Raw genomic sequence first — 23,822 nt, 5'->3', positions numbered from 1 at the left:
TTTAATCCTGTCTCCTGATCACAGCAGTAAAGTATTTGTTACCCTCCAGAAAGGATTCGGAGAGTGTGATATGCAGATCAACGCTGCTGCCATCCTGATGTCTGCCAGTCACATCCTGACCACAGGCATTCACGTGCTTACCGCTACTCATCTGCCTGGCGATATGCTTATCATGCTCATTCGCCTCTTTCTCAAACATCAGTATATTCACACTCTGGCCGAGAAGATCCTTCTCCGCATAGCCGAAAATTTTACATGCCGTCGGATTCACATGCCTGATCACACCAGAGCTGTCGCACACCACCAGCCCATCGACCATGCCATTCAGCACAGCGTTGATCAGCCTGCGCTCATGGCTTTCGGCTTTTAGCGGGCTGACATCAATAAAGCTGAGCACCACTCCCGAATAGACTTCCGGAGCGATATAGTAGGGCAGTACGCGCATAAAGTAGGTGTTACCGTTTTCGTGCTCCACCTCCATCTCCACCGGTCCACCATCTCTGGCCACAGACTTCACCACCTCATAGGGGTCGATAGCGTGCAGATAGTGGCTCAGGTGGCTGAATGGACGCCCGGCATCCGATTCGATGATCTTATACACCGTTGAAAAGGCGGGCGTAAACTTACGAATATCAAAGTTCTCATCGAGAAACACAGTGGCGATATTGGTGCTGGCGTTGAGGTTTTCCAGATCGTTGTTGGCTTCGGTCAGCTCAACAATCTTGCTCTGATACTCAGCATTCACCGTATAGAGCTCTTCGTTGACCGACTGCAGCTCCTCATTGGTGGACTGCAGCTCTTCGTTACTGGCCATCAGCTCCTCATTGGTGGCTTGCAACTCCTCATTGGAGGTCTCCAGCTCCTCCACTGTTGCCTGCAGATTCTCTTTATGGAACTGCAGAGACTGCTCCAGATCGATGATGCGCTGCTGCGCCTCTTTGCTGACATCATAAACATGCGAGGCATCACCATTCTCTTCTATGACCGGAATTTTTCTGTTCTCATTCAGGAACACACCAACCAGTGGCGCCTGCCCCTTCTTCTTTGCCAGCTGTTTTACCCGCATATCATACACTTTAGGGCCGTTGCGATGCTCAATGGAGATGTTGGAGTAGAGTACCTCTTCACCCTTGGCGAAGGCTTTCTGAATACCGGTAGAGAGCGGAATCGAGAGATCCTTTACCGCCATCTTGGCGATATTGTTTTCAATCTTGCCTGACGGCAGTTTGAAAAAACCATCCGTGTCACCAGCTACATACTGCAGCTCCATCTGCTCATTGACCGCCAGTGCCAGGGTCAGGGCACTGCCAGTGATCGACTGCAACAGCCGATCAAGAATCCGCTCCTCCTCCTGCAATCTTTGCGAATAGCTGCGCGGTAGCGGAGTGCTCGAATAGGGCATGCTGGTTATTGTTTTGCGATACAGCATCGAATCAGCATCGGTGAGTGAGCGTTCGCGACGCTTGCCGCGAGAGCGGAAGATTTTCCATTTGTTATCCAGTGACTCGAAGTATTCGAACATCTCACCGGTGGTTTCACTCGCACCGAGAAACAGAATGCCCTCCGGCCTGAGCGAGAAGTTAAACATCTCCAGCGCCTTGCGCTGCAGAATCGGCTGCAGATAGATCAACAGGTTGCGGCAGGTGACCATATCCATATTGGTAAATGGCGGATCCTTCACCAGATTCTGCTGCGCAAAGACCACCATTTCACGAATCTGGCGAATGATATGATAGCTATCTTCATGACGGTAAAAATATCGCGCAAGCAGGCGATCCGGAACATCGGCAGCGATCGACTGCGGATAGACACCGTTACCGGCCCGGATAATGGCATCGCGATCGACATCAGTGGCAAAGATTTTCACCTTCACTGAAATCTCCAACCGTTCAATGCAATCATGGCAGAGCATGGCCAGTGAATAGGCCTCTTCGCCGGTAGAACAGCCTGCCACCCAGATGCGCAGCTCCTGCCCCTCTTTTTTACGAATCAACTCAGGCAGGAATGTTTTTTCCAGTAGCTCATATGCTTTGGAGTCGCGAAAGAAGCTTGTCACGCCAATCAGCATCTCCCTATACAGGGTCATCACTTCGGTCTGATTGGACTCCAGAAAACGCACATAATCTGGCAGATCATGCATCTGATTGACCAGCATGCGACGCTCAATGCGACGCACCAGCGTGCTCGGCTTGTAGAGTGTAAAATCAACAGCTGTTTTCTCTCTTAACTGATAGAAGATACGCGTCAAACCATCCTCATCGGTTAACACAGTCTCTGATATCTTGGAGCGGCTGGCATAGGGGTGCTTGGCATACTCCATCAGCTGACCCGGCATCTCATTAGGAGGCAGAATATAATCACACAGGCCGGTGGCTATCGCACTCTTCGGCATACCATCAAATTTCGCGGAGGATGGCTCCTGCACCATCACCATACCCAGCTTCTCCTTGATATTACGCAGCCCCCGTGTGCCATCACTGCCGGTACCGGAGAGCACAATAGCGATCGCCTTCTCCCCCTGATCCTCTGCCAGAGAGCGGAAGAAGATATCAATCGGAAGATTCAGTTCACGCGAATGATCCACTTCCGAGAGCAACAGCTTGTCGTGAAAAATACTTAAGGTCTTATTGGGTGGAATCAGATAAATGGTATCACGCTCAACATCCATGCCATCTTCTGCGCGCAACACCGGCATCTCAGTATGACGGGAGAGCAACTCCACCATCATACTTTTATGGGTTGGTGAGAGGTGTTGAATCACAACATAGGCCATGCCTGCATCTTCGGGCGCCTGCTTGAAAAACTCTTCAATTGCTTCCAGCCCGCCTGCCGAGGCGCCGATACCTACATAATAGCTTGGCTGACTATCACTCTCTTTTGAAAGGACTGAATCAATCTTATTTTCGCTTTTTTTCGCCATACTATTCCCTGAAAGTAATAACAATTTATAAGCAGAAATTAAACCAGTTATTTTACGACTTCAAGTATTTTAAGATCGGAATTCATGACCTATGGTTTTTCACTTAATTAAATCCGAGAAAGTGACTGCTTTTGACTTGCAGAAACCTGTGGTTAAATTTTCTTTTCGAGTGAATCAGCCATTACCTGCGGTTCAGGTTTGGCGTCCTCTTTTACGATGCGGATATCATCTCCCAACAGCATATCGATAAAGGTCTGGCGGGTCAGATCAGATGAGTCGTGGAACTGGTTGAAAGGGGTATGGCGCTGTTGATCAGCCAGATCCAGTTCGATGCCCCAGATCGGCTTGGTGGAGGTTGGCAGCATCGAGTAGCGGGTATCACCAATCAAAGGTTTCTCTCCGGGAAACAGAGCGATGTAACCATCTGAGAAAAACTCAAAGCGTTTGATATCTTCTGCCAGCACTGAACCTTCTGCCACTTCCGGCAGGTCGGTCAGCTCAAAGCGTTTTACCGATTCGCCGCTGTACAACTTCTCTTCACCGGGTAGTCCGGCGCGCAGGGCATCCATGTGGAAATAACCATCGGCCTCATAGATCGATCGCCACAACACCAGATTACCCATCGTTGGTTTAATCTCGATACGCTCCACCTGATGCCCGCGCGATTCAGCCAGTGCCATGGCCATCGCCTCCACACGCTCATGCTGGGAGAAACCGACCAGCAGGTAGGAGATCGCAAAGCAGAGGCCGAAGGCGGCATAGCGCGGTGTGCGTTTGACTGCGGCAAAGGCGATGGCGGTGATCAATGCGATGGAGAAGAGCGGATCAAGGATCGAGATAATATTCCAGGAGATACGTTCATCGGTAAGTGGCCAAAGCAGTGATGTGCCGTAGCTGGTGCAGGCATCGATCAATCCTGATGTGCCGTAACCGGCGGTTGTGAAAATCAGCAGCCGTTTGAAAGGCAGTACCTTTTTCAGCATCGGCCACATCAACAGGGCAGCGATCAGACCACCAAAAGGGATAAAGAAGATCGAGTGGGTAAAGTGCCGATGAAAATCGAGTTGTAGGAGAGGGTCAACTTCGGACCGGGTGAACAGTGCATCAATATCGGCCAGCAGTCCGGCCAGAAAACCGATCACCATGGCGATGCGTGTCTCACCTTTTTTGCTGAAGCTCTGAGCCAATACAGCGCCTGCCAATCCCTGTGTCACAATATCCATGGTGCGGTATCGTGCCGACAGATCACCTCCGACTCAAGCATGAGTCCCCCTATTCCTGTTCTCTGTTTAATTGCGCTGTCTGACGATATAGTTGCGAACATGCAGATTTTTCACTCATGGGATGAGGCTCGCGCCTCCGAAATTCGCGGCGGTGCCATCACCCTCGGCAACTTCGATGGCGTGCACATGGGTCATGAGCAGGTGCTGGCCGAGACACGCGGCCACGCCATGAATGCCGACGGGCCAACGATTGTGGTCACCTTTGAACCGCATCCGCGCGCCGTACTCTATCCTGAAGAGGCACCGCGCCGTCTGTGTCATCTACAGGAGAAACTGGGCTACCTTGAAGCTGAAGGTGTGAATGCCGTACTGCTGTTGGAGTTCACCAAAGAGCTGGCTGGATGGCCTGCCGAAAAGTTCTCTTCCACCCTCTATGAAACATTCGCCTTCAAACATATGCATGTCGGTTACGATTTTGCCTTTGGCCATGATCGCGAAGGTCATGTTGATGATCTGCGCAATCTCGGTGATGAGGTTGGATTTAACGTTACGGTAGCTGCTGCCTTTGAGATGATGGGGGCAGTCGTCTCCAGCTCGCGTATCCGCTCGGCGGTGGAAGCCGCTGATTTTGAACTGGCTAAAACACTGCTTGGTCGCGACTACTCGATTGCCGGTAAAGTACTGCACGGTGAAAAACGGGGCCGCGAAATGAATTTCCCGACCGCCAATGTTGATGTGGCTGATCTGGCACACCCTCCGGTTGGTATCTATGCCGTACGTGCCAATACCAGAGACAGATCAAAACAGTGGAATGGTGCCGCTTATCTTGGTTACCGCCCCACCTTCAATGGCCGCACCCTGCTGCTGGAGACCCACCTGCTGGATGATTCACCTGATCTCTATGACCAGTGCCTGAATGTCAGCTTTATTCAGCGTATTCGTGAGGATCGCAAATTCACCGGTCACGCCGATCTGGCCGCCCAGATCGCCAAAGATTGTGATATGGCCAGGCAGATTTTAGACGCTGATTAACGCAGATGGACACAGATGGATATAAGCATGCAGCGCTGACTGAACAGATTATTCAGGCTGCATTCACGGTTCACAATGCTCTGGGTTCAGGCTTTTTGGAAAAAGTTTACGAGAATGCAATGGTTATTGAACTGACCAGAATTGGACTAAAAGTAGAACAGCAGAAACCTTTGCACGTCACATATCATGGGAAATGTGTTGGTGAATATTTCGCTGATCTGGTGGTGAATGATAAAATCATAGTGGAATTGAAATCAGTATCGCATATCCTGCCGGTTCATGAAGTTCAACTGGTCAACTATCTCAAGGCAACAGGCCTTGAAATCGGACTATTGATTAACTTCGCAGAGAAACGGGTGGAAATCCGGCGCAAGATAGAGAGCAGAAGTTAAATCTGCGAATATCTGCGTTCATCTGCGTCTAAAATGGAGCAACACTGTGTCTGAGCAAGAAGTATTCGATTATAAATCCACTGTTTTCCTGCCGAAAACAGACTTTCCCATGCGTGGCAACCTGCCGCAGAGTGAGCCTAAACGCCTCGCAAAATGGGAAGATGAAGATCTCTACGCGCAGATTCGCGAAGCTCGTAAAGATGCCCCGAAATTCGTGCTTCATGATGGCCCGCCATACGCCAATGGTAGCATCCATATCGGCCACGCCCTGAACAAAGTGCTTAAAGATGTCGTCACCCGCTCCCGTACCATGCTCGGTTTTGATGCCCCTTACGTGCCGGGCTGGGACTGCCATGGTCTGCCCATTGAGCTGAAGGTGGAAGAGAAGTTCAAAAAGAAGAAACGCAAAAAAGAGGATATCTCCGACTCTGAATTCAGAGCCGAGTGCCGTGAATATGCCAAAGGGCAGATCGATGTGCAGCGCGAAGAGTTCAAGCGCCTCGGTATCACCGGTGACTGGGAAAACCCGTATGTCACCATGGATTATAACTTTGAGGCCAACACCGTTCGTGAGATCGGCAAGTTCCTCGGCAATGGTGGCCTCTATAAGGGCGCCAAACCTGTGCACTGGTGTGTCTCCTGCGCCACCGCTCTGGCAGAGGCGGAGGTGGAGTATGAGGATCACACCTCACACTCGATCTATGTGAAATTTGCTGCCGGTGAAGATCTGAGCGATATCGCACCTGAACTGACAGGTGATCTCTCTATTGTTATCTGGACCACCACGCCGTGGACGATCCCTGCCAATCTGGCTGTCTCAGTCGGCCCCGCTATCGAATACTCAGCCGTTAAAATCACCGCTACCGGAGATAACCGCAACCTCAAAGCCGGTGAAACCATCATCCTGGCGGAGGATCTGCGCGCCGGAGTAATGCAGGCTATCGGCGCTGAAGGTGAGGTTGTAACAACCTTTAGCGGTGAGAAGCTGGACAAACGCAATTTCCGCCACCCCTATCTCGATCAGCATGCTCCGATTCTGGTGGGTGATCATGTCACACTGGAAGCGGGCACAGGATCGGTGCACACCGCACCGGGCCATGGTCAGGAAGATTACGAGATCGGCATGAAATATGGCCTGAAGGCTTTCAACCCTGTCGGTGATACCGGCATATTTGATGAGGCCACCCCTGTTGTTGCCGGTCGCCACGTCTATCAGGCCAATGCCATCATGGTTGAGCATCTGCTTAACTGTGGTGCCCTGCTTGAGACCAGTGAAGTTCGCCACTCCTATCCGCACTGCTGGCGCTGCCACAAACCACTGATCTTCCGCGCTACGCCACAGTGGTTCATCTCCATGGATGCCAATGACCTGCGCAACAAAGCACTGGCTGAGATTAAAAAGACAGCATGGACACCGGAATGGGGTGAAAACCGTATCCGCGCAATGGTGGAGCAGCGCCCTGACTGGTGTGTATCACGTCAACGTAACTGGGGTGTACCGATCACCGCCATCCGCTGCGCCTGCGGCTCCCATAAAGTGACCACTGCTGAGGTAGTTGAAGGTATTGCCAAACAGGTAGAAGCCGGTGGTGCAGATGTATGGTTTGCCAAGGATGTGAATGCATTCCTGCCTGCCGATGCAACCTGCCCTGATTGTGGCGGCTCGGAATTTGAGAAAGAGACCGACATTCTCGATGTATGGTTTGATTCAGGCAGTACGCACGCCTGCGTGCTGGAACATCGTGACGATCTCTCTACCCCTGCCGATCTCTACCTTGAGGGCTCTGATCAGCATCGCGGCTGGTTCCAGTCCTCACTGCTGGAGAGTGTCGGTACCCGTGGCGTTGCACCATTTAAAGGTGTGCTCACGCACGGTTTTGTGGTGGATAAAAACGGCAACAAGATGTCCAAGTCCAAAGGCAATGTCGTAGCACCGCAGAAGATCATCCAGCAACTCGGCTCTGATATCCTGCGCCTGTGGATCGCATCTGCCGACTATTCAGCGGATATCCGCATCTCTGATGAGATTTTAAAGCAGCTGGCTGAAGCCTATCGCCGCATTCGCAACACCATCCGCTTCCTGCTGAGTAACCTCAATGGTTTTGATCCGGTTCGTGATGCTGTTGCAGTGGCAGATCGCACACCACTTGATCAGTGGGCCAGCCACAGGCTTTCACAGGTTGAACATGCGGTGCATGACGCTTATGAGCACTACCAGTTCCACCGTATCCATCAGGAGGTGCATAACTTCTGTTCGGTTGATCTGGGCGGCTTCTACCTCGATATCATCAAGGATCGCCTCTACTGTGATGCGGCGGATTCCAATCGCCGTGCCTCTGCGCGTGCTACCCTGTTTGATCTGGCCGATACCCTGATTCGACTGATTGCTCCGATTGTACCGTTCACCGCTGATGAAGCGTGGGAGTTCCTGCCCGGCTCTGATGCCAAGAGCATCCACCTGCAGCGCTTCCATCCGGTTGCTGATATAAAGGTGGATGAGAAGGCGTGGGAAGTCTTCTTTGCCCTGCGTGAGCAGGTCAACACGGCAATGGATCAGGCCAAGAAGGATAAGATTGTCGGTTCATCCATTGCGGCAACTGTGACAGTGCCAAATCTGGATAACGCATTTGCTGAAGCTGTAGGTGAGAGCTGGGAACAGCTGTTCATCGTCGCCAAAGTAGAATCTGGTGATGCCATCACGATCAGAGCTGCGGATGGTGTGAAGTGCCCACGCTGCTGGAACTTCAGTGCGCCTGCAGATTCAACGCATGCAGTGCACAATGAGCTCTGCCCACGCTGCTTTGAAGCAGTGACATAAGGGCAAAACAATTTCCATTCGGTCGGGGATGGGGCGAATGGATCTGCCGCATGGATGCAGCAGAAATTTCAGGATGAAAAAAAGGCCCCGCATTTGCGGGGCCTTTCTATTGCACTTACAGCTTTCTGATTAACCGTTGAGATCTTCCGGCTCTTTGGTAAGCGCTTTGCGCCCGGTGATCATCGCAGAGACCAGCCCTCCACCCTCTTTGATCTCGGTACGTACCACCACGAAGATATGCAGCAGGATCAGGAACATCAGGAAGTAGGAAGTGTAGATGTGCACAGTGCCGAACGGGCCTTTGAATGCGCTCAGCGCCTTGGCCTTCGCTGCATCAGTACCTGTATTATCATACGGTTTGATCGTTGCAGGATCAACACCATCGGCGGCGATCTGTGCGGCAAACGTTGAACCAAACGGCGGGTAATAGATATCGGTACCGGCACGAACCAGACCGGTCACAGCCATCACAGAGAGCGAGAGCATAATCACCGCTACAGCCAGACGACCCAGCGGATTGTGACCCACATACTGTTTTGGCTCACCCGCTTTAATACTGGCAAGATAACTGCTCAGCTCACCGATATATCCCTTACCGGGAAAGATATTCATCCAGCGGGAGTAACGACCGCCGACAAAACCCCAGCCAATACGCACAGCCAGATTCAATACAAAAACGTAACCGATCAACACATGAATGGTTTTCAGCGTGATCTTCGCCTCCAGACTGGTGATGCCCATATCCTTTTTAAACAGCATCATCAGGCCCATAAAGATAAGCAGTAGCACGGTCGTGAAATTCACCCAGTGGAAAATACGCGTGGGGGCATCCCATGCCTTGTACGACTTCAACATCTTCTCTTTCAATTCAGATCTCCTATCTCATGCCAAAGTCATGCGTGACTCCGGTTATTTCATAAAAATAACCCTCCCCCCATACGGGGGAAGGGTCAGCAATGTTATCTGAGAATTATGACAAAATGATGAATCTATTACGACGCATCATTCATGCCTTCCTACTTTTTGGCTTCGGCCTGTGCCGCTTTGGCAGCCTCTTCAAGCTTGGCCGCAGCCTCTGCCTCAGCCTTCTCATCGACGATCGCAATCAGCTCAACCTCAAAGATCAGAACACTGTTGGGGCCGATTTTGGCTCCGGCACCACGCTCACCATAAGCAAGCTCAGATGGCAGAACGAGCCTGTATTTGGAGCCGACATTCATCAACTGAACGCCCTCCTGCCAACCGGCAATCACGCCAGCCAGAGGAAAAGTGATCGGCTCACCACGGCTGTAGGAGGAGTCGAACTCAACACCATCAATGGTTGTACCTTTGTAGTGAACGGTAACTTTATCGTTCAGAGTAGGTTTGGCACCCTCACCCTGCAGGATAACCTGATAGTGCAGACCACTCGGTGTTACAGTCACACCCTCTTTTCCTGCATGCTCAGCAAGAAAAGTGGCGCCCTCTGCCTTGTTCTTTTCAGCTGCCGCCTTCTGCTCAGCCGCCTTCTTCTCAGCCTGTTTCACAAAAAAGGCCTGTTTCACCTTGTTGGCATCTTCCTGACTCAATTTGCTGTCGGCGCCATCCAGTCGATCATTGATTGCGGCAATCATCACGGCCCGATCCAGATCAGTACCTATTGTTTTCAGTGACATGCCGATATCCATACCAATGGCATAAGCGAGCTTGGACTCTTCGCTATCAAGCGTTAGCGCCGGAGCCTTTTTCTCTTCCTGCTGACTGCATGCAGCAAGCAGAACAACACAGGCAAGAATAAATACCTTTTTCATGATCTCTCCCTTCATAAGAAACTATTAACTACCCGCTTATCAAAGCTGATATCTCTGAATATGGCAAGGCCAAATATTTCACTGTGACCCTCTGCCTATAATTTATTCCCACTCAATCGTAGCTGGCGGTTTGCCCGAAACATCATAGACCACACGGTTGATGCCACGCACCTCATTAATAATACGATTGGATACCTTGGCCAACAGTGCATGCGGCAACTCTGCCCAGAGTGCGGTCATAAAGTCCTGAGTCTCTACAGCACGCAGCGCAACCACCCACTCATAGGTACGGCCATCACCCATCACACCGACCGATTTTACCGGCAGGAAGACAACAAATGCCTGACTGGTCTTCTCATACCAGCCTGAGGCACGCAGCTCCTCGATAAAAATCGCATCAGCACGACGCAGCAGTTCGGCATACTCTTTTTTCACTTCGCCTAAGATTCGAACACCAAGCCCGGGACCCGGGAACGGATGGCGATAGACCATCTCACGAGGTAGACCGAGCGCCACACCCAGCTCACGCACCTCATCCTTGAACAGGTCACGCAGTGGCTCCAGCAGTTTCAGATGCAGCGTGTCTGGCAGGCCACCGACATTATGATGACTCTTGATAGTGTGGGCTTTTTTGGTTTTGGAACCGGCCGACTCGATCACATCAGGATAGATCGTACCCTGTGCCAGCCACTTGGCGTTAGGCATACTCTCCGCCTCTTCCTGGAACACATGTACAAATTCGCGACCGATAATCTTGCGTTTGGCTTCCGGATCAGAGACACCGGCCAGCTCACTTAAGAACTTCTCAGAGGCATCAACATGATCAACTTTCACACCAAGGTTATTGGCGAACATCTCCATCACCTGCTCAGCCTCATGCAGGCGCAGCAATCCGTTATCGACAAAGATACAGGTCAACTGACTACCGATGGCACGCTGCAACAACGCAGCAGCTACGGAGGAGTCAACACCTCCGGAGAGGCCGAGAATCACATCTTCCTCACCCACCTGCTCACGGATATGGGCGACCGCCTCATCAATATAGTGCGGCATGGTCCATTCACGACCACAGCCGCAGATATCATGCACAAAGCGGGAGAGCATCGCCTTGCCCTGATGGGTGTGGGTCACTTCCGGATGGAACTGCAGTGCATAAAAACGGCGTGATTCATCAGCCATGCCGGCAATCGGTGTAGAGGCATTACTGCAGATCACTTCAAAACCGGCAGGTAGTGCTGAGACCTTATCACCATGACTCATCCAGACATCAAGGGCACCTCCCTCTTTACCCTCATCGATTCCACGCAGCAGTGACGAATCACCGCAAGGCATGACTTCAGCATAGCCGAATTCAGCCACATGGCCGGTTTCAACCACACCACCAAGTTGCACAGCCATGGTCTGCATGCCGTAACAGATACCGAGCACAGGCACGCCCAGTTCAAACACACAGGCCGGAGCCTTAGGGGTCTCATCTTCATAGACTGAGTTTGGGCCACCTGAGAGAATAATACCGGATGGCTTAAAGGCGCGGATATCCGCTTCTGTCATATCCCAGGGATGCAGCTCAGAATAGACCTGCGCTTCACGTACACGCCGCGCAATCAGCTGCGTATACTGTGAACCAAAATCCAGAATTAATATTTTATCCATTATAACCCAACCTTTAGACACAGATGAACGCAGATCAACACAGATAAATGGCAAACCAACGTCATAATAAAATCAAATATTTTTGCGCGACTCCAAACCCTTAAGAGACTCAGATGAACAGAGGTCAATGCTAAATCAGCGTATATCTGCGTTCATCTGCGTCTAAAAATCAGGATTCGAAACGGTAGTTCGGAGCCTCTTCGGTGATCGTTACATCATGCACATGCGATTCGCGCAGGCCTGCGCCTGTAATGCGAACGAACTTGGCACGCTTGTGCATCTCATCGATGCTGGCAGCACCGGTGTAACCCATGGATGCGCGCAGACCACCAACAAGCTGATGCAATATATCAGTCAGTGCACCCTTATAAGCCACACGACCCTCAATACCTTCGGGAACCAGCTTCATCGCTTCATCCACATCACCCTGGAAATAGCGATCTTTACTGCCCTGTTTCATGGCGCCAATCGAACCCATGCCACGATAAGCTTTATAGGTACGGCCCTGATAGAGAATCTTGTCGCCAGGTGCCTCTTCAGTACCGGCAAACATCGAACCGAACATACAGGTCGCAGCACCGGCGGCCATCGCCTTGGCAAAGTCGCCTGAGAATTTGATGCCACCATCGGCAATGATCGGAACACCCACCTCTCTGCCGGCAACAGCACACTGCATCACCGCTGTCAGCTGTGGCACACCCACACCTGCAACGATACGTGTTGTACAGATCGAACCCGGACCAATACCGACCTTCACTGCATCAGCACCGGCATCAGCCAGATCACGCACAGCTTCAGCTGTGGCGATATTGCCACCAACCACCTGAATCTTGTCGCCATACAGGCGTTTAATTTCGCGCACCTGCTCGATCACACCCTGTGAGTGGCCATGGGCAGTATCAACAATAATAGCATCCACGCCTGCCGCATACAGCGCTTCAAAGCGCTGCATCTCAGCATCACCAACACCGATTGCAGCAGCTGCCAGCAGACGACCAAGATCATCACGTACGGCATTAGGATTGGCTGAAGATTTTTCGATATCGCGTACGGTCACCATACCCTGCAGACGCCCTGCAGCATCCACGACCGGCAGCTTTTCAATGCGGTGCAGACGGAACAGATCCTTACAGGTATCAAGATCAACACCATGTTCAACAGAGACCAGCCGCTCACGCGGGGTCATCATATCTTTAACTTTACTATTAGGGTCACGTTCAAAACGGATATCACGGTTGGTGATAATACCACACACCTTGCCGTCGTTATCCAATACCGGGAAACCTGAGAAGCCGTGCTCTGCAGCCAGCGCATGCATCTGTGCCAGAGTCGTCTCAGGGCTTACTGTCAAAGGCTCCTGCACCACACCTGCTTCAAAACGTTTCACACGCCTGACTTCGGCGGCCTGTTCATCAGGTGTCATGTTTTTATGAATAACACCGATGCCGCCCTCCTGAGCCAGCGCAATGGCTGTGCCCGATTCGGTTACGGTATCCATGGCAGCTGAAACCACCGGAATGTTCAGACGGATCTTTTTGGTTAGTTGTGCAGAGGTATCAACCCCGCGTGGCATGACGCTGCTTGCCTGTGGCACCAGCAGCACATCGTCAAAGGTTAGTCCCTCACCCAGCATCTGCTCATTCATGCGATTGTTACCTCCGAAATCCGTATAAAAAGAGGGCGGCATGATAACGGAACAACCGGCATCCCGAAAGAAGCGATCAAAACCCCGATCTCAGATCAGGCGTCATCCTCTTCGAAAACCTCTGGTTGAGCCCCTTCCTGCGCAGTAGCACAGTGTGGGCAGAAGAGATAATCCGGTGCTATACCGTGTTTACAGGAGCTGCACTTGGCAGAATGATTAATCATTCGACCCACTTTCACAGAAATCACCGCCGTCACCATCGCAAACATACAGATACCGGACATGATCAGGCTTGCCGCCAACATTTTGCCGACTGCAGTTTGCGGGACAAAATCACCGTAACCCACCGTACTCATGGTCACCAGCGACCACCATGTTCCTTCAAATGCGTTGGAGTAAGTCTCCGGCTCAAGGATATAGATCATATTGCCTACCATCACAGAGATCAGGCCGATAGTTCCCAGTACACCCATAAGCAGCTTCAGTGAACCTCTGAGTGAGGCAAACAGGGAACGAACAACGGGGAATGAGATCGCCACCCTGATCACACGTGCCAGACGCAGCAGACGCACCAACACAAATGAGTCACCCACAACAAACAGTGGCAACACCGTAATCAGATCTACAACACCGTTAAAACTGAGTATGTAATGCTTACGGTTGCGCGCCGAATAAACCCGCAACACATATTCAAGTGCAAAGGCGTAGAGCACCCAGCGCTCAAACTCATGAATCTGCTCACCCCACTGCGCATTATAGGCTTCAACAGTGTTAACCATGGAGCCAATCACCACAATCATAATCAGAGCAAGCATGCTCCAGTTGGTGATGCGCCCGGCCAGCGTACGCGTATCAAAAAGCAGCTCATTGAGCACTTTGCGCAGCCCCGTCAGGTGCAGGTGATGGTCATCATGTTCCTTCAGATCCTTGATATGCATATGATTTAACCCCTATTTCTTAATCACACCAAAAAATTAGCAAGAAGTTCGCCAAAACTCTAGGGAAAGGGCTTATCTCCCCCAAATGGGGGACAACAGGAGCAGCGCTCCTCTCTTGCGCATACAGTGTTTGACAACCACCACCCCCAACTTATAATGCGCCGCCCTTGCACGGCAGACCACCTTGAAAAAGGGGTCATCGTAACACTCGCAAACATGGAGAAAATTTTTATGCGTACTTGGACTGTTCGCCCCGGCGATATTGAACGCAAATGGTATATTGTAGATGCCAATGATCTTATTCTGGGCCGTCTGGCTACTCAGGTAGCAACCGTTCTGCGCGGCAAGCATCGTCCGCAGTACTCGCCCGAAGCTGACTGTGGTGACCATGTTATCATTATCAACGCTGAAAAAATTGCTGTTACCGGCAATAAAGAGAGCGCCAAAACCTATTATCGCCACACCCGTTATGCCGGCGGTCTGAAAAGCATCACGCTGGAAAAACAGCGCGAGAAATTCCCGGAGCGTATTCTTGAGTTGGCTGTTAAAGGTATGATGCCAAAGGGTCCTTTGGGCCGCGCTATGCTGAAAAAACTGAAGGTTTACGCTGGCAGCGATCATCCGCATGCCGCTCAGCAACCTGAAGTAATGAAACTGAATTAAGAGGAACATAAAGATGGCAGAGACAATGTATCGCGGCACTGGTCGCCGTAAACGTAGCGTAGCCCGTGTAATCATCCAGTCCGGTAAGGGCAATGTACTGGTTAACGGTCGTGAAGTAGAAAACTACTTCCCGGTTGAGATTGTTCGTCAGCAGGCACTGCTGCCACTGACTGCAAATGATCTGATCGGCCGCATTGATGTTCGTGTTAACGTCTTTGGCGGTGGCACTTCAGGCCAGGCTGGCGCAATTCGCCACGGTATCGCTCGTGCTCTGCTCGAATATGATGCTGGTCTTCGTCCTGCACTGAAAGCTGCTGGTTTCCTGACCCGTGACTCTCGTAAGGTTGAGCGTAAGAAGGCAGGCCTTAAGAAAGCACGTCGTGCTCCACAGTTCTCCAAGCGTTAAGTTTCGCAAGAGACATTTTAATAGGGAAGGCATTGCGCCTTCCCTTTTTTTTTGCATTTTTTGTATCCTGCTATATGCCGATGGTTGGCAACGCCCTGTCAGACGATAGGTTAAGCCCTGATCGCTGAGCCCATCACAGATGCCGATTCCATCACCACACCTATGGAGAACCACTTTGACCATATCCGTTTATGAACCTGTACGTTTCAGCAGCCCGGAGTATCTCGCGGTTCTCGATGATAGTGAATCCACAGCACAACTCTCTCTGCCGGCCTCCTGCAAAGAGGCGATGCAATGCCAGGGTGAAGCTGGTTACCCGCATGAGATATGTGGCCTGCTGATTGGCAGCATCACAGAACATGGCTGGATGATCGCGGAAGTCAGGCAGGTTGATAACCTTAACAGCGAGCGGGCAGCTGATCGTTTCGAGCTTGATCCGGCAGCCTACCAGCGCATTGACCGTGAACTGCGTGGTTCTGGCCATGAGATCGTTGGCGTCTATCACTCCCATCCTGACTGTCCGGCAAAACCTTCACCGACCGATCTTGGCAGCGCATGGGAAGGTTTCGCTTACCCCATCATCAGCATCTGTGACGGCAAAGCTGCCGATCTTCGCTGCTGGTCTGTCAATGATAGTGGCGATCGCTTTCAGCAGAATCCTGTTGTGGCTGCTGCATGAACGCCTGCTTAAAAGCATCCATCCTGCTGCTCTGCGCAGCCCTGCTCGGAGCCTGTAGCATCCAGAAATCTGGCCAGGAATCAGCAAAGCTTGAATCTGAGAGAGCAGAAAAGAAGCAGCAGCAACAGATAGCGCAGATGGATCCCCAGTTTCTCTATCTGGCAGCTCAAAATGCACTCAAAGATGGCAACCGCCTTCTGGCAGTGAAGTTCCTCACCTCTCTTGTCGAGAAAGACCCTGAGGCTATTGAACCACAGATCCAATTGACCAGCCTTCTCTTGCAGCTGGGCAAGAGCGATGATGCAGAGAAACAGATTGCGCTGCTGCTCAAAAAAGAGCTTAAAAAAGATGACCTGGAGAGACTGCTACTGACTCAGGCTCGCATGAAGGTGAGCAAAAACCTGCAGGATGAGGCGCTCGCCCTTCTTGATGAGCTGTTCAAAGAGAACCCTGCCAACCTGCCCGGCCGTGACCTGCAGGCGCGCATCCTCTCCGGTCAGAAGCGTTTTGATGAGGCACTGACTGCTATCAATGAGGCAATCCTTATCGAAGAGCTGCCCGAATTCCGTCTTCTGCAGGCGCAACTGCTGCTCAAACAGAACGACAGCAAAGCCGCCAGGGTATCACTGCAGCGCATGCGTCTTCTGGCCCCTGAAAATGATACTGCTGTACTGCTACTTAGCAGCATCGCCCTGAATGAGGATGATAGCAACAGCGCCGAGAAGGAGCTGCGTGATTTCCTCAATGCCTATCCGCATGCCATCCGGGTGGGGCACGCCCTTGGTAAAGTGCTCATTGAGGAGAACCGCATCGCAGAAGCGATCATGATCTATCGTGATCTGGTCAACCAGAGTGGTCAGAACCCGGAAATCCTGAAAACGCTTGGCATGCTCTATTTCCGCTATAAGGATTTTGAGAAATCAGAAGCCACCTTCAGAAAGCTGCACCAAAACAGTCCTGACGATCAGAGCCGTTTTTACCTCGCTGCCAGCCTTGAGGCACTGGAGCGCCCTGATGAAGCAAAACCGTTTTATGAGCAGATCGATCCGAAAGGGGCAATGGGAGATGCTGCACAGATACGTCTGGCTGGCATGGATTTCACAAAGGATGATCTGAAAAGTGCTTTAACACGACTGCATCGTGTTCTGGAATCCAAACCGTCCGACACCGAAGCCCATCTGATGCGCTCAGCCATTCGCCTGACCCAAAAGCAGTATAAGCTGCTGATTGAGGAGACCCGTGACCTCTCTGCAATGGACAAGGTGCATCCGCAACTGCTGTTTAACCGGGCTGTCGCTTTTGATCACCTGAAACAGTATGACCAGCTTGAGGTGATGCTCTCACAACTGCTCACCCACTCCCCGAAACACTCTGAGGCGATGAATTTCCTCGGTTACAGCTATGCCATTCAGGGCATTGAACTGGATAAAGCCGAAAAACTGATCCTTAAGGCGCTGGATCTGAAACCGGATGATGGTTACTACCTTGATTCTCTGGCATGGGTCTACTTCCAGCGTGGCGAATTCAAGAAGGCACTGACCACCCAGAACAGAGCCCTCAAACAGATCAGTGATGACGCCATCATGTTTGAACATCTTGGTGATATACTGTGGAAAAATGGCGATCAGCCTGCTGCCCGTAAGGCATGGGAAAAATCACTGCAGATGAATAGTGAGAATGCCGATAAGCTCAATAATAAAATTCAACACGGCCTGGATAGCGACTGATGTTTGCAGCGGCCAGATCTCGGTTCAGCTCTCTAGCGCTGTTGTTAATCTTCACAGCTATGCTGACATCGGCATGTGTTAAACAGCCTGTTACAACGACTGAAAAAACATCTATCGGCCCCTTCAGCAACTTTACAGCCCGGCTTATTGTCATCGAACCCAAGCGCCGCTGGCAGGTGATGCTGCAGTGGCATGCCGACTCCCCTGACAGGGGCGATGTAAGACTCACCCATGCCGCTACCGGCACCGTCATCGAACTGCGCTGGCTTGATGATCAGATGCAGCTTCGCAGCACGCAGTCCCGGATGTGGGAACCCATCGAAGCAGTACAACTGGGCAGTCAGGGTATCGTTATTCCTCCGCAACAGCTGGCCTCTATTCTACTGGGTCAGATGCCCGGCCATTTCATCAACAAGCAAGAGGGGCTCTGGGAGAGCAGAGCATCCGGCAACCCGATTCGCCTGCAGTGGACCCCGTCACTACATAAACTGACCATGACTGACATTAAACATGGGCGCCGGGCAACGATGCTGATTCAACCATGAAACTGAGGCTTCCGGCACCGGCTAAAATTAACCTGCACCTGTTTGTTACCGCCATTCGTAAGGATGGCATGCATGAACTTGATACCAGTTTCGCCTATACAGATATCTGTGATGAATTGGAGATAGAGCTTTGTGACGAATTGAGAGTCAGCTGCTCTAATCCAGATCTCTCAGGCGAAAAGAATCTGGTGCATAAGCTGCTTGCAGCTTTTAGAGAGAGATATGAGATCAGACAGGGACTCGCCGTGCATATCATTAAAAAGATTCCTGCGCAGGCCGGCTTGGGTGGCGGCTCCTCCGATGCAGCCACCGCGCTGCTTGCAGCCAACCGGTTATGGCATGCAGATATTCCGCTGCAAGAACTGATTACTTTTGCAGCGCCCTTCGGTGCTGATATCCCCTGCTTCCTGTTTGGTAAGAGCAGCCAGGCGCACGGCATTGGTGAAAAGCTATATAATTACCCGCATTCACTGCCTGAAAAGGCGCTGCTACTGGTCTGGCCGGATGCAGGCCTCTCCACCGCCGAAGTATTCCGACACTTTGATCATCAGGTTCATAGCGGGGATCGCACATTGACCCCGTCAGAGGGGCTGGATACCATCCGCCGCGATTCAAGCAGCCTTGGGAAAAATGATCTCCAGGGCAGCGCATGCAGCCTGAGTCTGGAGGTGTCGCAACTGTTGCAAGCGTTGCGCAAACATTCAGAGACAGTATGGATGAGCGGAAGTGGCTCGACATCTGTTGCCCTGTTCGATGATCCGGAGCAGGCAAGCGCCGTGGCAGAGCATCTAAAGATGCAGAACCCGGCCTACTGGACGTTTGTCGGCAGCATGCAGCAGAAACATCCGCTTGATGAGAAATATTGGGACGTAGCCAAGCGGTAAGGCAGCGGGTTTTGATCCCGTCATGCGCAGGTTCGAATCCTGCCGTCCCAGCCAGTTTTTAGCAGAACCCGATAAAGTAAACGATCATCGCTTACACTATCGAACAGAGGAGTGATCTCACCATGTACGAGAAACTGCGGCTTTTTTCCGGCACCTCCAATCCACCGCTTTCACAGGCAATCTGTGAACACATCGGCAAACCTCAGGGTGAGATCTATACCCAGCGCTTTTCCGATGGTGAAATCTTCATCCAGGTCAAAGAGACCATCCGAGGTCTGGATGCGTTTTTTATCCAGAGCACATCTTCTCCTGCCAACGACAATCTGATGGAACTGCTCATCTTCATTGATGCAGCCAAACGCGCCTCAACACGCAACATCTGTGCAGTCATCCCCTATTTCGGTTATGCCCGTCAGGATCGCAAAAGTGCAGGCCGCACACCGATCTCTGCCAAGCTGGTTGCCGACCTGATCTCGCGTGCAGGCGCAACACGCGTATTAACACTCGATCTGCATGCCACCCAGATTCAGGGGTTTTTCGATATCCCGGTTGATAACATCTTTGCCATTCCGCTATTCGGCAAGGATATCGAAGAGAAAAATGAAAACATGGAAGATGTGATCATCGTATCTCCAGACGTCGGTGGTGTGGTTCGTGCCCGTGCGCTGGCCGGTCGCCTGCATGTCGATATGGCCATTGTAGATAAACGTCGTCCTGCTCCAAACGTTGCCAAAGTGATGAATATCATTGGTGATATTGAAGGTAAACACTGCATCCTGATTGATGATATGGTTGATACTGCCGGCACCCTCTGTGGTGCTGCTGAAGCGCTGCTTGAGCGTGGTGCAACCAAGGTGAGCGCTTACGCATCTCACGGTGTCCTCTCAGGACCTGCTGCTCAGCGCCTTGCCGAGTCCAACCTGCATGAACTGGTGATTACTGACAGCATCCTGCAACCTCAGAAGATTCTCGATACCGGCAAAGTGCGTAGCATCTCCATCGCCCCGTTGATGGGTGAAGCGATCACCCGCATTTACGACGCCCGCTCGATCAGCAGCCTCTACGAGGACTGATTCCTAGAAGCGGCATCTCACAGATGCCAACATGACGGGAAGCCGATGAACCTGATCCACATTCATGCCCAAACTATTGAGCATCTCTACGCTGCGCTGAACCGGATCGGTCTTCTCGATGGTGTTCTGAACAGTGGCTTCCTGCGTGCCCCCTACTCCGATGCCGAAACGGCTGCGATCAGCTATATCCAACAGACCGCGACCACAGCAGGGCTTAACTGCCGATCTGATGCTGTCGGCAACCTGATCGTTGAAACACCCGGCTCCTTTTCAACATGGATTGAAACAGGTTCTCATATCGACACTGTTCCAGGCGGTGGTAATTTCGATGGTACCGCAGGTGTAGTGGCCGGCCTTGCAGCACTATTAGCCATCCACAAATCCGAAACTGTTTTAAAACACGGACTTCGTCTGCGCATATGGCGCGGAGAAGAGTCTGCCACCTTTGGTGTCACCTCCATCGGTTCAAAAGCTGCATTTGGCGAACTTGATGCATCGGCACTTGATCAGACCTATGAGGGAAAAACACTTGCTGATGCCATGCTTGAGCAGCAGGCCGATCCTGAATTTATTCGCTTAGGAAAACCTGCAATGGATGATCATGAACGTGATGGCATTGCCGCTTTTTTTGAATTGCATATTGAGCAAGGCAAAGTGCTCGAATGCAGTGACACTGATATCGGCATCGTCACTGCCATCCGCGGCTCCAGACGCAGCTGGGTCAATCTTCACGGTACCTTCGACCACTCCGGTGCCACGCCGATGGGGACTGAATTCAGGCAGGATGCCAATCTGGCTATGGCATATACCATGGTCGAACTCGATCAGTTGATTGGGCAAGCCAATAATGATGGCGCTGATCTTGTGCAAACCGTGGGCCTGATCAATCCGTCTCAACAATCCGGTTTCAGCATGCCTCTTCGTGATAATGCCCTCACCAAAGTAAGTGGCGCAGCCTGCTTCTCTTTTGAAGTGCGCGGCTGTGATGCGCAGAGCGTGAACAGCTACTGTGATCGTGCTTTTGCGCTGATTCATGACACGGCCAATAGATTTGGGGTCAGCGTGGAGATCGATACATTCTCTGATCAAGCTGGTATTCCAGCACTGAATTCTGATCTTCAGAACTTAATGGCCGAAACCAGCCACGCACTAAACCTCAAGCACATCACTCTGCCTAGCGGGGCATGGCATGATGCTGGAACTGTAGCCCGACAAGTGAGGGGTGATGGCACAACTATTCCCGTCGGCATGATCTTTATCCCATGTCGTAACGGCATCAGCCATTCGCCTGATGAGCAGAGCTCTCCCCAGCAGATTGCCAAAGGGGCATCCCTGCTCGCTGCAATGATGTCAGAACTTGCCTGCTTGAGCTGAACCCATTCAACCTAACCCACCTTGCTGATCGAAAAACACCTGCTAACCTTAAGGTAGAAAGTTGATTTCATTTCATGAGGGGGGGGGGATTTGTGATGGCTATCTTTTCAGAACAGCAACAGCTGGATGCTGCCCGTCAGCTGTTCACGTTGCTGGCCCCGCAGCTCAATCGACGCATATCGGTACAACTATGGGATGGCTCACTGATACCACTGGGGGAAAATAGCGATCCGGACTATTTCATCGCCATCTCAGGAGCGGGGGTTCTTGGCTCACTGATGCGCAAACCCAGCTATGAGAACCTTCTGTTTCACTACGCCAATGGAACTATAGAAATTCATGGTGACCTGATCAATTTCGTTAATCTTGCTCGCCAAAAGCAGCCGCGTGATCGCAGTAAACGGCCTGGGCGCCTGCAACTGCTCAAAACAGCTTTCCCGCTCCTCTTCGCACCCACTGACAAAATTGAAGTGCAGCACAGCTACAACAACGATGCAGTAGGACGCAAAGAGTCTCGCAGAAAGAACATGGACTTCATTCAGTTCCATTACGATATCAGCAACGAATTCTACGCACTCTTTCTCGGCAAGGAGATGCAGTACTCATGCGGTTATTTCACTGATCCAAATAACTCCATTGATCAGGCTCAGTTTGACAAACTGGATATGATCTGCAAAAAACTGCGGCTGAAAGCGGGTGATAAGTTTCTCGATATTGGCTGTGGCTGGGGAGGTCTGGTCTGCCATGCAGCCCAACACTACGGTGTCCAGGCGCACGGCGTGACGCTGTCAAAAAAACAGTTCGATTTTACCACCGAGAAGATCAAACGACTTGGCCTGCAAGATCAAATCACTATTGAGCTTAAGGATTATGAGAAGCTGGAGGGTAGCTTTGACAAGATCTCCAGTGTCGGCATGTTCGAACATATCGGCATCGATAATATGGAGAAATATTTCAAGAAAATAAATTCGTTGCTGCGTGACCGCGGTATTCTATTGAACCACGGCATCTCAAGGCACGCTAAACCGTCAACAAGAGCCGGCAAAAAGATCAGGAGAGAGCGGCGTCTACTACTCAAATATATCTTCCCGGGCAGCGAGTTGGATAATGTTGGTCACACCATCGATATGATGGAGATAAGTGGTTTCGAGGTGCACGATATGGAGGCGTGGCGGGAACATTACGCGCTCACCTGCCAGCACTGGTATCGCCAACTGATGCAGCGCAAAGATGAGGCGATCGCTCTGGTTGGTAAGGAGAAGTTCAACATGTGGACGCTCTATCTGGCCGGAGTAGCCATTGGTTTTACCGACGGCTCCATGCATATCTGTCAGGTCGTAGCAAGCAAGCGCGCTTCCAAAGGCCCCTCAGGAGTGCCGCTCACCCGTGCTGACCTCTACAGGTAATTCGCTACCCGAAATAGCTGTCTGCTGCCTGCTGCGTGGCATCCATGGCCTGCTGAACACGCTGCAGAGCTTCATCATCACCATCGGCTGTCACGTTCACAGCCTCACCATAGACAATCACACCCGCAGTAAAGGGCTTGGGAATATAGAAGTGATCCCATGATGAAGTGATGCGCCACTGCCGTTTGGTTGCCCAGATAACCGGGCGAATCGGCAGCCCGGTCTTTTTAGCCAGCTGAATCGTTCCGAGCTGTACCTTCTCGCGTGGCCCCTTGGGGCCATCCGGTGTAATGCCGAAATCACAGTTTTCTCTCTGGAAAGTGCGCACCATCTGCAGTAGTGCTCTGGCCCCTCCTCGCGTGGAAGAGCCGCGTATGGTTCTGAAACCCTGCAGGTGCAGTGTGTCAGCAATATAACCGCCATCGCGATGTTCGGAGATCAGTGTATAACCACGACACCCTTTCAGAGCGACCCCCATCATCAGGATACGAGCATGCCAGAAGGCGAAGATATGGCGTTCTGGATCAGCCGGATCGTAAGCATCACCCACTCGCTGCCAGCGAATGGTATGCGACAGAAATGCGATGATCAGCTTGATCAATCGCGGCACCAGCCAAATCAACAGTCTCTCTTTCATCCGCTTTTGCATGCCTC

At 51.6% G+C, this 23,822-nt stretch carries 20 protein-coding genes and 1 tRNA gene; 13 read left to right on the top strand and 8 right to left on the bottom strand.

Features of this window, described 5'->3' with window-relative positions:
- Position 1: 1 nt before the first annotated feature.
- Together F3F96_RS01910 and F3F96_RS01905 are read right to left on the bottom strand one after the other, a co-directional pair.
- The gene (locus F3F96_RS01910; RefSeq protein ID WP_176961553.1) at positions 2-2,920 is read right to left on the bottom strand and encodes a chemotaxis protein CheB; all 2,919 of its coding nucleotides are present in this window, start codon (positions 2,918-2,920) and stop codon (positions 2-4) included.
- A 152-nt stretch (positions 2,921-3,072) separates the two neighbouring features.
- Positions 3,073-4,143 carry a metal-dependent hydrolase gene (locus F3F96_RS01905; RefSeq protein ID WP_176961552.1) on the bottom strand — a complete coding sequence of 357 codons (1,071 nt, stop codon included), beginning with the start codon at positions 4,141-4,143 and terminating at the stop codon, positions 3,073-3,075.
- Between the two features lie 99 nt (positions 4,144-4,242).
- Here F3F96_RS01905 and F3F96_RS01900 point away from each other — a divergent pair, with 99 nt between their 5' ends.
- Genes F3F96_RS01900 through ileS form a run of 3 tightly spaced genes read left to right on the top strand, consistent with a single transcriptional unit; the run spans position 4,243 to position 8,385 of the window.
- On the top strand, positions 4,243-5,175 hold the full coding sequence (locus tag F3F96_RS01900; RefSeq protein WP_176961551.1) for a bifunctional riboflavin kinase/FAD synthetase: 933 nt from the start codon (positions 4,243-4,245) through the stop codon (positions 5,173-5,175).
- 5 nt (positions 5,176-5,180) lie between these two features.
- Entirely contained in the window at positions 5,181-5,567 is a 387-nt protein-coding gene (locus F3F96_RS01895; RefSeq protein ID WP_176961550.1) for a GxxExxY protein, read from the top strand.
- A 46-nt stretch (positions 5,568-5,613) separates the two neighbouring features.
- A complete protein-coding gene (ileS, locus tag F3F96_RS01890) occupies positions 5,614-8,385 on the top strand; it encodes an isoleucine--tRNA ligase (RefSeq protein ID WP_176961549.1) in 2,772 nt (923 codons plus the stop codon).
- Positions 8,386-8,514: 129 nt separating this feature from the next.
- On the opposite strand, the gene F3F96_RS01885 is transcribed toward ileS, so the two are convergent.
- From F3F96_RS01885 to F3F96_RS01865, 5 genes are all read right to left on the bottom strand, one after another.
- Complete coding sequence (locus tag F3F96_RS01885; protein WP_206675242.1) at positions 8,515-9,252, bottom strand: cytochrome b/b6 domain-containing protein; 738 nt, start codon at positions 9,250-9,252, stop codon at positions 8,515-8,517.
- Between the two features lie 149 nt (positions 9,253-9,401).
- Positions 9,402-10,175 carry an FKBP-type peptidyl-prolyl cis-trans isomerase gene (locus tag F3F96_RS01880; RefSeq protein ID WP_176961548.1) on the bottom strand — a complete coding sequence of 258 codons (774 nt, stop codon included), beginning with the start codon at positions 10,173-10,175 and terminating at the stop codon, positions 9,402-9,404.
- Between the two features lie 102 nt (positions 10,176-10,277).
- The gene (guaA, locus tag F3F96_RS01875) at positions 10,278-11,828 is read right to left on the bottom strand and encodes a glutamine-hydrolyzing GMP synthase (protein WP_176961547.1); all 1,551 of its coding nucleotides are present in this window, start codon (positions 11,826-11,828) and stop codon (positions 10,278-10,280) included.
- A 169-nt stretch (positions 11,829-11,997) separates the two neighbouring features.
- A complete protein-coding gene (guaB, locus tag F3F96_RS01870; protein WP_176961546.1) occupies positions 11,998-13,473 on the bottom strand; it encodes an IMP dehydrogenase in 1,476 nt (491 codons plus the stop codon).
- Positions 13,474-13,568: 95 nt separating this feature from the next.
- Complete coding sequence (locus F3F96_RS01865) at positions 13,569-14,411, bottom strand: ion transporter (protein WP_176961545.1); 843 nt, start codon at positions 14,409-14,411, stop codon at positions 13,569-13,571.
- 231 nt (positions 14,412-14,642) lie between these two features.
- On the opposite strand from F3F96_RS01865, the gene rplM reads away from it, so the two are divergent.
- The 10 genes from rplM (at position 14,643) to F3F96_RS01815 (ending at position 23,168) form a co-directional block, all read left to right on the top strand.
- Positions 14,643-15,074: a 50S ribosomal protein L13 gene (rplM, locus tag F3F96_RS01860; protein WP_176961544.1), complete on the top strand. Its 432-nt coding sequence runs from the start codon at positions 14,643-14,645 to the stop codon at positions 15,072-15,074.
- A 13-nt stretch (positions 15,075-15,087) separates the two neighbouring features.
- Positions 15,088-15,480 (top strand): 30S ribosomal protein S9, encoded by a 393-nt coding sequence (rpsI, locus tag F3F96_RS01855; protein ID WP_176961543.1) that lies wholly within the window; start codon positions 15,088-15,090, stop codon positions 15,478-15,480.
- Positions 15,481-15,655: 175 nt separating this feature from the next.
- Positions 15,656-16,159: a Mov34/MPN/PAD-1 family protein gene (locus tag F3F96_RS01850; RefSeq protein ID WP_241697588.1), complete on the top strand. Its 504-nt coding sequence runs from the start codon at positions 15,656-15,658 to the stop codon at positions 16,157-16,159.
- Entirely contained in the window at positions 16,156-17,886 is a 1,731-nt protein-coding gene (locus tag F3F96_RS01845; protein WP_176961541.1) for a tetratricopeptide repeat protein, read from the top strand. Before F3F96_RS01850 ends, F3F96_RS01845 begins: the two co-directional genes overlap by 4 nt.
- Positions 17,887-17,945: 59 nt before the next feature.
- The gene (locus tag F3F96_RS01840; RefSeq protein WP_176961540.1) at positions 17,946-18,431 is read left to right on the top strand and encodes a hypothetical protein; all 486 of its coding nucleotides are present in this window, start codon (positions 17,946-17,948) and stop codon (positions 18,429-18,431) included.
- Positions 18,428-19,315 carry a 4-(cytidine 5'-diphospho)-2-C-methyl-D-erythritol kinase gene (ispE, locus tag F3F96_RS01835; protein WP_176961539.1) on the top strand — a complete coding sequence of 296 codons (888 nt, stop codon included), beginning with the start codon at positions 18,428-18,430 and terminating at the stop codon, positions 19,313-19,315. Before F3F96_RS01840 ends, ispE begins: the two co-directional genes overlap by 4 nt.
- Positions 19,295-19,369, top strand: a tRNA-Gln gene (locus F3F96_RS01830). Before ispE ends, F3F96_RS01830 begins: the two co-directional genes overlap by 21 nt.
- An 80-nt stretch (positions 19,370-19,449) precedes the next feature.
- The gene (locus F3F96_RS01825) at positions 19,450-20,388 is read left to right on the top strand and encodes a ribose-phosphate pyrophosphokinase (RefSeq protein ID WP_370465485.1); all 939 of its coding nucleotides are present in this window, start codon (positions 19,450-19,452) and stop codon (positions 20,386-20,388) included.
- Positions 20,389-20,433: 45 nt separating this feature from the next.
- Complete coding sequence (locus tag F3F96_RS01820) at positions 20,434-21,762, top strand: Zn-dependent hydrolase (protein ID WP_176961537.1); 1,329 nt, start codon at positions 20,434-20,436, stop codon at positions 21,760-21,762.
- Positions 21,763-21,857: 95 nt separating this feature from the next.
- A complete protein-coding gene (locus F3F96_RS01815) occupies positions 21,858-23,168 on the top strand; it encodes a cyclopropane-fatty-acyl-phospholipid synthase family protein (RefSeq protein WP_176961536.1) in 1,311 nt (436 codons plus the stop codon).
- Between the two features lie 4 nt (positions 23,169-23,172).
- Here F3F96_RS01815 and F3F96_RS01810 read toward each other — a convergent pair whose 3' ends face one another.
- Positions 23,173-23,805 carry a lysophospholipid acyltransferase family protein gene (locus tag F3F96_RS01810; protein WP_176961731.1) on the bottom strand — a complete coding sequence of 211 codons (633 nt, stop codon included), beginning with the start codon at positions 23,803-23,805 and terminating at the stop codon, positions 23,173-23,175.
- Between the last annotated feature and the right edge of the window lie 17 nt (positions 23,806-23,822).

Source organism: Mariprofundus sp. NF (assembly GCF_013387455.1).
Lineage (GTDB): Bacteria > Pseudomonadota > Zetaproteobacteria > Mariprofundales > Mariprofundaceae > Mariprofundus.
Note: the sequence above shows the minus strand (reverse complement) of the source record. Positions and strands in the feature narration are given on the sequence as shown.